Source organism: Ruegeria halocynthiae (genome assembly GCF_000743705.1).
Lineage (GTDB): Bacteria > Pseudomonadota > Alphaproteobacteria > Rhodobacterales > Rhodobacteraceae > Ruegeria > Ruegeria halocynthiae_B.
The window spans coordinates 178257-190000 of the sequence record NZ_JQEZ01000004.1; the positions used below are offsets into that span (position 1 = coordinate 178257).

10 protein-coding genes (1 of these 10 only partly in view) are annotated in these 11744 nt (G+C 60.7%); 7 read left to right on the forward strand and 3 right to left on the reverse strand.

All coding sequences use genetic code 11. The annotated features are described in order from the left end of the window. The first annotated feature begins 77 nt into the window (after window positions 1-77). Both JT51_RS15825 and JT51_RS15830 read left to right on the forward strand, forming a co-directional pair. On the forward strand, window positions 78-833 hold the full coding sequence (locus tag JT51_RS15825; protein ID WP_037314875.1) for a class II aldolase and adducin N-terminal domain-containing protein: 756 nt from the start codon (window positions 78-80) through the stop codon (window positions 831-833). Between the two features lie 11 nt (window positions 834-844). Continuing rightward, on the forward strand, window positions 845-1834 hold the full coding sequence (locus JT51_RS15830; RefSeq protein ID WP_037314879.1) for a sterol desaturase family protein: 990 nt from the start codon (window positions 845-847) through the stop codon (window positions 1832-1834). On the opposite strand, the gene JT51_RS15835 is transcribed toward JT51_RS15830, so the two are convergent. Next, the gene (locus JT51_RS15835) at window positions 1831-2772 is read right to left on the reverse strand and encodes a GlxA family transcriptional regulator (RefSeq protein ID WP_037314883.1); all 942 of its coding nucleotides are present in this window, start codon (window positions 2770-2772) and stop codon (window positions 1831-1833) included. The genes JT51_RS15830 and JT51_RS15835 overlap by 4 nt on opposite strands. Before the next feature lie 78 nt (window positions 2773-2850). Here JT51_RS15835 and JT51_RS15840 point away from each other — a divergent pair, with 78 nt between their 5' ends. From JT51_RS15840 to JT51_RS15850, 3 genes are read left to right on the forward strand one after another with little or no spacing between them, the layout of a single operon-like run. Further along, window positions 2851-4011: an acyl-CoA dehydrogenase family protein gene (locus tag JT51_RS15840; protein WP_037314889.1), complete on the forward strand. Its 1161-nt coding sequence runs from the start codon at window positions 2851-2853 to the stop codon at window positions 4009-4011. A gap of 16 nt (window positions 4012-4027) precedes the next feature. Further along, the gene (locus JT51_RS15845) at window positions 4028-6043 is read left to right on the forward strand and encodes an acetate--CoA ligase family protein (RefSeq protein ID WP_037314891.1); all 2016 of its coding nucleotides are present in this window, start codon (window positions 4028-4030) and stop codon (window positions 6041-6043) included. Continuing rightward, a complete protein-coding gene (locus JT51_RS15850) occupies window positions 6040-6819 on the forward strand; it encodes a carnitinyl-CoA dehydratase (RefSeq protein ID WP_037314894.1) in 780 nt (259 codons plus the stop codon). The genes JT51_RS15845 and JT51_RS15850 overlap by 4 nt, the downstream gene beginning before the upstream one ends. Before the next feature lie 8 nt (window positions 6820-6827). On the opposite strand, the gene JT51_RS15855 is transcribed toward JT51_RS15850, so the two are convergent. Then, window positions 6828-7460 (reverse strand): class I SAM-dependent DNA methyltransferase, encoded by a 633-nt coding sequence (locus JT51_RS15855; RefSeq protein WP_037315424.1) that lies wholly within the window; start codon window positions 7458-7460, stop codon window positions 6828-6830. 89 nt (window positions 7461-7549) lie between these two features. Here JT51_RS15855 and JT51_RS15860 point away from each other — a divergent pair, with 89 nt between their 5' ends. Beyond that, entirely contained in the window at window positions 7550-8392 is an 843-nt protein-coding gene (locus tag JT51_RS15860; RefSeq protein ID WP_037315427.1) for an SDR family oxidoreductase, read from the forward strand. Window positions 8393-8396: 4 nt separating this feature from the next. On the opposite strand, the gene JT51_RS15865 is transcribed toward JT51_RS15860, so the two are convergent. Next, a complete protein-coding gene (locus JT51_RS15865) occupies window positions 8397-10016 on the reverse strand; it encodes a GMC family oxidoreductase (protein WP_037314896.1) in 1620 nt (539 codons plus the stop codon). A 420-nt stretch (window positions 10017-10436) separates the two neighbouring features. On the opposite strand from JT51_RS15865, the gene katG reads away from it, so the two are divergent. Then, a protein-coding gene (gene katG, locus JT51_RS15870) for a catalase/peroxidase HPI (RefSeq protein ID WP_037314898.1) crosses the window boundary here: on the forward strand, window positions 10437-11744 show its 5' portion. The gene runs 894 nt beyond the window's last position; 1308 of the gene's 2202 nt are visible here — the first part of the coding sequence; it begins with the start codon at window positions 10437-10439; the stop codon falls past the right edge of the window.

Here is an 11744-nt window from a genome sequence, read left to right on the forward strand (position 1 = left end):
CGATTTTTTCGTTGGTCAAACTTTCGCGTTGCGGGCACGCTTTTCCAAAGTCCCAGCCACCCCAACAGGAGCCCGAAATGACCGTCACGAACCTGCGCCCTAATATCGACCACTGGCCCGAGCGTGTGGATTTGGCTGCAGCCTTTCGCTGGACCGAACGGCTGAACATGCACGAAGGCGTGGCCAATCATTTCAGCCTGGCCGTGAACGAAGATGGCACGCAGTTCCTGATGAATCCCAACCAAATGCATTTCGCGCGCATCAAAGCGTCGAACCTGTTGTTTCTGGATGCCAACGATGCTGAGGTTATGAATCAGCCCGGTGCGCCCGACCCGACAGCATGGGGTTTGCACGGGTCGATCCACCGCGCTTGCCCGCATGCGCGCTGCGTGATGCACGTGCATTCGGTCTTTGCCACGGTCCTGGCCTCATTGGCTGACAGCACACTGCCGCCGATTGACCAGAACACGGCGACATTTTTTGACCGGTATGTTGTGGATCAGGAATTTGGCGGTCTGGCCTTTGAAAGCGAAGGTGAACGCTGTGCCTCGATGCTGTCAGACCCGAAAAAGAAGGTCATGATCATGGGCAACCACGGTGTTCTGGTCATCGGCAGCGACCCGGCGGATGCGTTTAACAGGCTGTATTACTTCGAACGTGCGGCCGAAACCTATGTCCGCGCCCTGCAAACCGGTCAGCCACTGCGCGTTCTGTCTGATGAGATTGCCGAGAAGACCGCGCAGGAACTGGATGATTATCCCGGCCAGGCCGAAGCGCATCTGCGCGAAATCAAAGCTGTGCTCGACGCCCAGGGCTCGGACTACGCGACATAAAGGGTATCACCATGACGGATGCATCGCAGGACCCCGAAGCCGCTCGCTGGAACTATCGCCCCCAAGGACCCGTGGGTTTGAACCCGCTGTTCAACTGGCCACCGCGCCCATCGGCTGTGCTGAAGTGGTACAGCGGCGCGTGGTTGCAGATCACGGCCATCACGCTGTGTTTGGTGCTGGCGGTCACGGCGTACGGGTTCTTTTTCCCCGCGTTAGAGACAATGCAGCGCTTTGCACCCGGCTGGATGTTCCGCATCTGGCTGTTGAACATGGTGCCCCAGATCCTTGTCGCAGGCGGCCTGCACTGGTGGCTGTACATGCGCAAAGGGCAAGGCATGTACAAAAAGTTCGACCGCCGTGACCTGACCCGGGGCAACGGCACCTTTACCTTTCGCAATCAGGTCTGGGACAATATCTGGTGGACGCTGGGCAGCGCGATGACGGTGGCGACGGTCTATCAATGGATCATCTACTGGGCGATGGCCAACGGCTATGTGCCCACCGTCACCTGGGCCAGCGCACCGGTCTGGTGCGTGGTCTGGATGCTGTTCATCCCCATGTGGTCGGGGCTGCATTTCTATTGGGTGCATCGGCTGGAACATCACCCGAAGCTGTACAAACACGTGCATGCTGTGCATCACCGCAACGTCAATACCGGGCCGTGGTCGGGGATTTCAAACCACTGGTTTGAGAATATCCTCTATTTCACCACCTATTTCGTCCATCTGATCGTGCCCTCGCACCCGCTGCATCTGTTGTTCCACGCCTCTTTCCAGCAAATCAGCCCGGTCCTGTCGCATTCCGGGTTCGAAAAGCTGCGGGCCGGGGAGACGGACGCCGCCCGCGCGGGGGATTTCTTTCACCAGCTGCACCACCGGTATTTCGAGTGCAACTACGGCACCTCCGAAATCCCTTTCGACAAGTGGTTCGGCACCTATCACGATGGCTCGGCCGAGGCGACAACCCGGACCCGCGCGTTCAAAAAGCAGATGTATACCTAACCCGCCCGCAGCGCGCGCGGCGTGGTTCCGAATTCACCCCTGAAGGCGCGTGTCAGGGCGCTGGGATCGTCGTACCCCGCCCGCAGGGCAATTTCACCGATGGTCAAATCGGTTTCGACCACCAGCTTGCGCGCCAGATTCAGACGCAGGCGGCGATACACCTGCGACGGCCCGGCGCCCAGTTCAGATTGCATCCGCACCGACAGCGCCTTTTGTGACCGGCCGACCCGGCGGGCGATTTCGGACACAGGCAGCGGCGTTTCCAGGTTCTCTTGCATCAGACCCAGCGCCTTGTTCACATAGCCGCTGGTTGCGCCCGCCCCACCTGAATGGGATCGCGCGGAATCGCGGGTCATGAACAATTGCGCCACTTCCAAAGCCAGCGCCTGCCCCTGATCGCGTCCGATCAGGTGCAATACCAGATCAAAGGCCGCCATCGCGCCGGAACAGGTAATGCGGTTGCGGTCGATGACATAGCGCTCGCGGCGGGCGTCGACCTCGGGGAACCGTTCGGTAAAGCCGGTCAGCTCTTCCCAGTGAATCGTGGCGCGATGTCCATCCAGCAACCCCGCCCGCGCCAAAAGCCAGCTGCCGGTGTCCAGCCCTGCCATGACCGTGTATCGCGCCGCTGCCGACCGCAATCCGGCAAGAGTTCGCCACCCACCATGCGCCCGGAACCCGTATGAGGGCATGACCATCAGCATGTCCCCCCCGGCCTTTTGCAATGTCGCGTGCGGCGCGACCTGCAGGCCCGAGGACGAGGTCACAGCCCCGCTGTCCAGCGACAGAAACCGCCAGTCATACAGCGCCCGCCCTGCCAGCGTGTTTGCCGCGCGCAGCGGTTCAACCGCATTTGCCAGACAATGGTTCGAAAACCCGTCAAACAACAGCACCCCGATTTGCTGCGGTGCAGAGGGCGATTTTTTCCAATCCTGCATTATGAACGTCTATTTCTGCATATTCGAGAAATCAAGCCGCGTCAGGATACCCCGAGACACCGGATGTGGAGAAGCCCGATGCAATATGGTCTGACCGACGAACAGGACATGATCGTCTCAACCGTTCGCAGCTTTGTCGAGAATGAAATCTACCCGCACGAGGAACTGGTTGAACGCACCGGTGAAGTGCCGCATGAGATCGCGCAAGAGATCAAGCGCAAGACGATCGAACTGGGGTTCTATGCCTGCAACTTTCCCGAAAGCGTGGGTTGTGCCGGGCTGAATCATCTTGAGTTTGCGCTGGTCGAGCGTGAACTGGGCCGCGGGTCGATGGCGTTGAACCATTTCTTTGGCCGCCCGCAGAACATCCTGATGGCGTGCCGGGACGAACAGGTCGACCGCTATCTGATGCCGGCGGTGCGTGGTGAACGCATGGACGCTTTGGCCATGACCGAGCCCGGCGCGGGATCGGATGTGCGCGGTATGAAATGCGCGGCGGTGCGTGATGGCGGCGATTGGGTGGTCAACGGGTCCAAGCATTTCATTTCGGGGGCCGAGCACGCGGATTTCGTCATCGTCTTTATTGCCACTGGCGAGGATCAAACCCCAAAAGGCCCTAAGAAGCGGATTACCGCGTTTCTGGTTGATCGCGGCACACCCGGGTTCACCATTCGCGACGGGTATAAATCCGTCAGTCACCGGGGATACAAGAACATGATCCTCGAATTTGATGACTGTCGTTTGCCCGATGCGCAGGTGCTGGGCGAAGTCGACGGCGGGTTCGACGTGATGAACACCTGGCTTTACGCCACCCGCATCACCGTTGCCGCGATGTCCGTGGGGCGCGCGCGCCGGGCGTTTGATTACGCATTGGATTACGCGGCCACGCGCGAACAGTTTGGCCAGAAGATCGGTAAATTTCAGGGTGTTTCATTTCAGATCGCGGACATGATCACCGAGATTGACGCAGCCGACCTGCTGACGCTGGCGGCTGCGGACCGGTTGGACAAAGGGCTGCCTGCCAACCGCGAGATCGCCTCGGCCAAGTTGTACGCATCCGAAATGCTGGCGCGCGTGACCGATGCGGCGATTCAGGTGCATGGCGGCATGGGGCTGATGGATGACTACCCGCTCGAACGGTTCTGGCGCGATGCGCGGGTCGAACGGATTTGGGACGGGACCAGCGAAATTCAACGCCACATCATCAGCCGCGACCTGCTGCGCGCGCTGGGCGCATGAGCGGGGGCGTCACCTGATGCATGTGCTGGCCCGTGCGTTGCACCCCGCGTCCATTGCCGTGATCGGAGGCGGCGCCTGGTGTGTCGCCGTCATCGAACAGGCGCGCAAGTTCGGGTTTCAAGGCCCGATATGGCCGGTGCATCCCAAGGCGGATCAGATTGCGGGCGAACGCGCCTTTGCAACGCTTGAATCGCTGCCCGCCGCCCCGGATGTGGCATTTGTCGGCATCAACCGCCACAGCACGATCGAGGCCGTCTTGGCCCTGGCGCAGATGGGGGCGGGGGGCGCTGTGTGCTTCGCCTCGGGGTTTACCGAGGCCCGGGCCGAAGATGAACAAGCCGCCGATCTGCAGGACCAATTGCTGGCCGCCGCCGGTGACATGCCGATTCTGGGCCCGAATTGTTACGGCTTCGTCAACGCGCTGGACCGGGCCGCCATCTGGCCGGATCAGCACGGTATGACCCCTGTGGACCGGGGCGTGGCTGTTCTGACGCAAAGTTCGAACATTGCGATCAACATGACAATGCAGCGTCGGGCACTGCCGCTGGCCTTTATGCTGACCTGCGGAAATCAGGCGCAGACCTATCAGGCGGAAATCGCTGCTTCGCTGTTGGACGATGACCGTATCACCGCCATCGGCGTGCATATCGAAGGGTTCGGCGACCTGCGCAAATGGGAGGCTCTGGCCCATAAGGCGCGCGACCGCGGCGTGCCCATCGTCGCGCTCAAGATGGGCCGTTCCGCCCATGCGCAGGCGGCGACGATTTCGCATACGGCTTCACTGGCGGGGGACGATGCCGGGGCACAGGCGTTTCTGGACAGGCTGGGCATCGCACGGCTGAATGATATCCCCAGCTTTCTGGAATGTCTCAAACTGCTGCATGTGACCGGCCGGTTGGATGGAAACGGGTTGGGAACGATCAGCTGCTCCGGCGGCGAGGCCAGCCTGACCGCCGATATGGCCGAGGGTCGCAATCTGCATTTCCCGCCTTTGAACACAATACAGAAGGCTGATCTGCGGGCGGCTTTGGGGCCAATGGTGGCGCTGGCGAACCCGTTGGATTACCACACCTATATCTGGCGCGATACGCAGGTGATGACGCAGGCGTGGACCGCGATGATGGCCCCCGAGCAGGCTGTGACCATGGCGATTGTCGATTACCCGCATACCGATGCGACGGATTGGGATTGTGCCACGCAGGCCGCCCTGAACTGTGTCGCCCGGATAGGGCGGCCCTTTGCCGTTACCGCGACCTTGCCCGAATTGATGCCCGAATCCGTGGCCCGGCGTTTGCTGGAGGGGGGCGTTGTCCCTTTTGCCGGTTTGCACGAAGCCCTAGCCGCGGTCGAGGCCGCCGCCCGCCCCGCGCATCCGATGGCTGATCCGGTGCTGCTGCCGACCCGACCGGATGCGGATTGTGTCCTGACCGAGGCCGAGGCCAAGCAGGCCCTTGCAGAATTCGGCGTGCGGGTGCCGCAAAGCGTCGTCACCACCGCAATCCTGGCCCGGGGTGCCGTTACCCATATGACCGGCCCGTTTGCAGTCAAGGGTGTGGGCCTGGCGCATAAATCCGACCACGGGGCCGTGCGCCTGAATATATGCGCCGACACTGTCGTCGAGGTGGCGATGGATATCGGAACCGATGAGATTCTGATCGAAGAAATGGCCGGTGACGGCATCGCCGAACTGCTGGTGGGTGTGACCTGCGATCCGGCCCATGGGTTTGTTCTGACCCTGGGGGCCGGTGGCGTTCTGACCGAGATTCTGCGGGACACCGTTTCGCTGCTGATCCCGGCGTCGCGAACAGCGGTGCGGCGGGCACTGGGCGGGTTGGCCTGCGCGCCGCTATTGGCAGGGTATCGCGGCAAGCCTGCGGCGGACATGGACGCAATACTCGATACGGTCGAGGCGGTGCAGGCCTATGTCATTGCCAATGCGGCCGATGTTGGCGAAGTTGAAATCAATCCGCTTATCTGCGCGCCGGACGGCGCGGTTGCGGTGGATGCTCTGATCCGAAAGGCACAATCATGAACCCGATCAAAACAAAGCGCGACGGCGCGATACTGGAAGTCACCCTGGACCGCCCCAAGGCAAATGCCATTGATCTGGAAACCAGCCGGATCATGGGCGAGGTGTTTCGTGATTTCCGCGATGACCCCGACCTGCGCGTCGCCATCCTGACGGCAAGCGGCGAAAAGTTCTTTTGCCCCGGATGGGATCTGAAGGCCGCTGCAGACGGCGATGCGGTTGACGGCGATTACGGCGTCGGTGGCTTTGGCGGGTTGCAGGAACTGCGCGATATGAACAAGCCGGTCATCGCGGCGGTAAACGGGATTGCCTGCGGTGGCGGGCTGGAACTGGCGCTGAGCGCCGATATGATCATCACGGCGGATCACGCCAGTTTTGCGCTGCCCGAAATCCGATCCGGTACTGTTGCCGATGCGGCCAGCGTCAAGCTGCCCAAGCGCATCCCTTATCACATCGCGATGGAGCTGCTGTTGACCGGACGCTGGTTCGACCCGCAGGAAGCCAAGGCCTGGGGGTTGATCAACGAGGTTGTGCCCGGTGATCAGCTGATGGACCGCGCCCGCGAATTGGCGCGGCTTTTGGCCAGCGGCCCGCCCCTGGTCTATGCCGCGATCAAGGAAATCGTGCGCGACGCCGAGGATTCCAAGTTTCAGGATACCATGAACAGGATCACCAAACGGCAATTGCCAACCGTCGATATCCTGTACGGATCAGAAGACAATCTGGAAGGCGCCCGCGCCTTTGCCGAAAAGCGCGATCCGGTCTGGAAGGGGCGGTAGGCGGGTCTTTAGGTCCGTTCGAACAGGGCAATCAGGGCGGTGTCGTCCTTGTTGGGGCCGACGGCAAGATCACCGTAAATGCGGACTTCGGGCAGGGTCAGGTTTTGGATGCTGCCCTGCGCCAACGTGTGCAGGGCATCGGCAAAGCCCAGTTTTTCGTAATGTTGTGCGTTGATCGACAGCGCGAATTGCGCACCCGGGCGCGCCACGCGCAGCAGGGCGGTCAGGGCTTCGGGGCCAAGGTGGCCGTGGGTGAACGTGCCCGAAGAGACGATGCCGGAATAGCTGTCGCGCGGAACCGGGATACCCTGATTCAGGTCAGCCTCGATCGCGTCGCGGTAGATATCCTTGCGCATGGCCTGATCCAGCATCTCGGCGCTGATATCGGTGGCGTCGATTGGTCCGACACCCAGCCCGGCCAGAACCGCCCCGCACAACCCGGTGCCGGCGCCAACATCCAAGACGGGCCCTTGCCCACCGGCGCTGACAAAGGCGCGGGCGGTGTGAATATGAAGCTGGTAATCCTCGCGCGTGGCAAAGTCCTGATCATAGTCACCGGCCCATTCTGCATACAGGCGTTTATGATCCTGCGGTGAATCCAGTGCGTAGGCGGCGTGAAGGTCGGGGCTCTTTTTGCTCATCGTTTTAGAAAGGCCCATTGCGGGATTCGAATCAAGTATCTCGATGCCGGTGCTTGCATCCGTCGGCATTGCGGATCATCAAGGAAGCCATGACAGGTACTCTCTTTTCGTTTGGTCACGGGTATTCGGCGCAGGCCTTATCCCGGCAGTTGAAACCCAAAGGCTGGCGCATCTTCGGGACCACGCGCGACCCGGCCCAATCGCCTGCGATCCGGGCGGCAGGGGCCGAACCAGTGGTCTGGCCCGGGCAGGTTCCGGCTTTGGACGGGGTGACACATCTGTTGATCTCGACCAGCCCCAAAGCAGACGGTGACCCGGTTCTGGCGGTGCTGCGGGATGAAATTGCCCGGCGAGCGGCGCAATTTGCATGGGTCGGATACCTGTCGACAACAGCGGTTTACGGGGATCATCAGGGTGATTGGGTGGATGAAGACACGCCGCCCGCGCCCATGGCCGAGCGGGGCAGATGGCGGGTGCAGGCCGAACAGCAATGGCTGGAAATCCCGAACCTGCCCACGCATGTCTTTCGGCTGGCTGGTATCTATGGCCCCGGTCGCGGCCCGTTTTCCAAACTCAAGCGGGCCGGGATGCGGCGGATCATCAAACCGGGTCAGGTGTTTTCACGCATTCATGTGGACGATATCGCGCAGGTTCTGGCGGCGTCGATGGCCGGGCCCAATCCCGGCGCAATCTATAACGTGTGCGATGATGAGCCGGTGCCGCCGCAGGATGTCATCGCCTATGCCGCTGAATTGCAGGGCTTGCCCCTGCCCCCCGCTGTGCCGTTCGATCAGGCCGATCTGACGCCCATGGCGCGCAGCTTTTACAACGAAAACAAACGGGTCAGGAACGACCGGATCAAAAGTGAGCTTGGGGTACAATTGCTGTACCCCAACTACCGGGTCGGGCTTGAGGCGCTGATGGCTGGATAAGGCCTCAGCGTGCGGCGGCCTTGATCATATCCGCCGCCTTTTCCGCGATCATCATTGTCGGCGCGTTGGTATTGCCCGAAACCAGGTTGGGCATGATCGAGGCGTCAACAACCCGAAGCCCCTGCAACCCGCGCACGCGCAGTTCGGGGTCGACAACGGCCATGTCATCAACGCCCATCTTGCAGGTGCCGACCGGGTGATAGATCGTGTCGGCCCGCTCACGAATGTGGGCCTCCCAATCGGCGTCGGTTTTTGCGGTTTCGGTGCCGAACAGCTCTTGGTGGCGGTATTTGGCCAATGCGGGTGCCTCAAGAATCTCGCGGGCCATCCGCGCGCCCTTGATCAACGTGTCCAAATCCCGCCGGTCGGCCAGAAACGCCGGGTCGATCTCAGGCACGGCCAAGGGATCCGCACTGCTCAGGGCGACTGAGCCGCGGCTTTCAGGGCGCAGCTTGCAGATATGACAGCTGAATCCGTGGCCTGTGTTCAGTTTGCGCGCGTGATCTTCGACTTCGGCAATCACAAAGTGCAACTGGATGTCGGGGCGATCCAGATCGGGGGACGTCTTGAAGAACGCCGCCCCTTCGGCAAAGGGCGTCGCGGCCATCGACACGCCGGATTTGAACCATCGCGTGACGTGGCGCAGAATATGCACGCCGCCTTTTAGGCTGACGCCGAAATTGTCGGTGTCCTTGGTTTTATACGCAAGGATGAAATCCAGATGGTCCTGCAGGTTCTTGCCGACACCGGGCAGGGCGTGACGCACGGCTATCCCGTGTTTGGTCAAATCCTCGGGGTCGCCGATGCCCGACACCTGCAGCAGCTGCGGCGTCTTCAGCGCGCCGCTGCACAGCAGAACTTCGCGGTTGGCGGTGACGAGGATGTCATCACCCTTGCCGCCTTTTTTGTAGACGACGCCCGTTGCGCGATCACCGTCAAAGGTCAGTTCGGTGGCCTGAGCGCCGGTGACCACAGTCAGATTGGGGCGATCCATGATTGGAAACAGATAGGCCGCCGCCGCCGAGCACCGCTCGCCGTTTTTGGCTTTGTCGTGGAACTGAGTCACCTGATACAGGCCGACGCCTTCATTGTCGCCACGGTTGAAATCATCAACCTCGCGATGTTGAAGCTGTTTGGCGGCTTCGATGAAATCACGGGTGATGGGGCGTTCTTCTTTCTGGTCCGAGACTTGCAGCGGGCCGCTGCCGCCATGCATGTCGTCCGCGCCGCGCTCGTTGTTTTCGGACTTTTGGAAATAAGGCAGCACGCTGTCCCAATCCCAGCCTTCACAGCCCAGATTGGCCCATTCGTCATAATCCTGCTGCTGACCCCGTACATAGAGCATGGCGTTGATCGCGCTGGAACCGCCAAGCGCCTTGCCGCGCGGCTGATACCCCTTGCGGTCATTCAGCCCCGGCTGGCTGACGGTGTCAAACGACCAGTTGTTGATCGGGGGTTTGCCCGGTGTCATCAGCACGGCTCCGGCGGGCATTCTGACCAAAAGGCTGTTTCCGCGCCCTCCGGCCTCAAGAAGGCATACGCTGGTGCTTGGGTCCTCGCTCAGGCGGTTGGCAAGAACGCACCCGGCTGAACCGCCGCCCACGATCACATAGTCGAACTTCATTATTGGCCTCTCCCATAGCGATAGGTGCAAAGCCTTCATGACCTGCGCCTTTCGGTTGGAAAGATAACTGCGGGGTGTCGGCCAAAAAAACAATCGTAACACAGGCGGTATGACGTAAGGTAACGCGCTGCGGGAAACTGGGGTATGAGATTTCCCTGTGCTTTGCAGATCAGGTTTTTGGTTCGATTTAATGATAGCTTTTAATTATGAATGTGATCTAAAAACAAAACTTCTGCGTATGACTGCAATTTGCTACTTGTGGCGGTGACAAGACAAAAGAGTCGCCGATACCCTGGTGAATTGATGCGCGTCGTTCGGCGCGCGTTTGGGCGGGGTAAAGGTGCCCCCTATATGTGTTCTTGATCGACCGAGTTTTACCCGCGCGAACCCGCCGGAAATTAGCCAGGATTGGAGATCGATATGGACGGAAGTGATAACCCCAAAACGGGCGGATGCCCTGTGATGCATGGCGCGGGGTCCCGGTCGAACCGGGATTGGTGGCCAAACCAGCTGAACCTGTCGATTCTGCATCAGAATACGCCCGCGTCGAATCCGATGGGTGCGGAATTCAATTATGCCGAAGAGTTCAAGAAGCTGGACCTGAAGGCGCTGAAGGAAGACCTGTATGCGCTGATGACGGATTCACAGGACTGGTGGCCCGCAGATTACGGCCATTATGGCGGCCTGTTCATCCGCATGGCCTGGCACAGCGCGGGAACCTATCGGACGGCGGATGGCCGGGGTGGTGCCTCGACCGGGAACCAGCGGTTTGCACCGCTCAACAGCTGGCCCGACAACGGCAACCTGGATAAGGCGCGTCGCCTGCTGTGGCCGATCAAGCAGAAATACGGCAATCAGATTTCCTGGGCCGACCTGATGATCCTGGCCGGGAATTGTGCCATTGAATCGATGGGCGGCAAGACCTTTGGTTTCGCCGGTGGCCGCGAGGACATCTGGGCCCCCGAGGAAGACATCTATTGGGGTACGGAAACAGAGTGGCTGGCCCCTACCGACAACCCGCACAGCCGCTATTCCGGTGAACGTGATCTGGAAAACCCACTGGCCGCTGTTCAGATGGGCCTGATCTATGTGAACCCCGAAGGCCCGGATGGCGAGCCGAACGTTCTGGCCTCGGGCCGGGACATCCGCGACACCTTTGGCCGGATGGCGATGAATGATGAAGAAACCGTAGCTCTGGTTGCGGGTGGTCACACCTTTGGCAAGGCGCATGGTGCAGGTGACCCCGATCTGGTTGGACCTGAGCCCGAGGCCGCCCCGATCGAGGAGATGGGTCTGGGTTGGATCAACAAGTTCGGCAGCGGCAAAGGGGATGACACCACCACCAGCGGCATCGAAGGTGCCTGGACCGCGAATCCGATCAAATGGGACAACGGCTTTTTCGATCTGCTGTTCGGCTATGACTGGAACCTGACCAAAAGCCCCTCGGGCGCATGGATATGGGAGCCGGTCGGCGTCAAAGAAGAAGACATGGCCCCGGCGGCGCATGATCCGTCCAAAAAGGTCAAGACCATGATGACCACCGCCGACATGGCGATGCGCATGGACCCGATCTATGGCCCGATCTCGAAACGGTTCCATGAAAACCCCGAAGAGTTCGCCGATGCCTTTGCCCGCGCCTGGTTCAAGCTGACCCACCGCGACATGGGTCCGCGTTCGAACTATATCGGTGACGAAGCGCCAGGCGAAGAACTGCTGTGGCAGGACAAT

What these genes read in the sequence shown, in the direction of transcription:
- JT51_RS15825 (WP_037314875.1), top strand. Translation starts at nt 78, where the DNA reads ATGACCGTCACGAACCTGCGCCCTAATATCGACCACTGGCCCGAGCGT.
- JT51_RS15830 (WP_037314879.1), top strand. Translation starts at nt 845, where the DNA reads ATGACGGATGCATCGCAGGACCCCGAAGCCGCTCGCTGGAACTATCGC.
- JT51_RS15835 (WP_037314883.1), bottom strand. Translation starts at nt 2,772, where the DNA reads ATGCAGGATTGGAAAAAATCGCCCTCTGCACCGCAGCAAATCGGGGTG.
- JT51_RS15840 (WP_037314889.1), top strand. Translation starts at nt 2,851, where the DNA reads ATGCAATATGGTCTGACCGACGAACAGGACATGATCGTCTCAACCGTT.
- JT51_RS15845 (WP_037314891.1), top strand. Translation starts at nt 4,028, where the DNA reads ATGCATGTGCTGGCCCGTGCGTTGCACCCCGCGTCCATTGCCGTGATC.
- JT51_RS15850 (WP_037314894.1), top strand. Translation starts at nt 6,040, where the DNA reads ATGAACCCGATCAAAACAAAGCGCGACGGCGCGATACTGGAAGTCACC.
- JT51_RS15855 (WP_037315424.1), bottom strand. Translation starts at nt 7,460, where the DNA reads ATGAGCAAAAAGAGCCCCGACCTTCACGCCGCCTACGCACTGGATTCA.
- JT51_RS15860 (WP_037315427.1), top strand. Translation starts at nt 7,550, where the DNA reads ATGACAGGTACTCTCTTTTCGTTTGGTCACGGGTATTCGGCGCAGGCC.
- JT51_RS15865 (WP_037314896.1), bottom strand. Translation starts at nt 10,016, where the DNA reads ATGAAGTTCGACTATGTGATCGTGGGCGGCGGTTCAGCCGGGTGCGTT.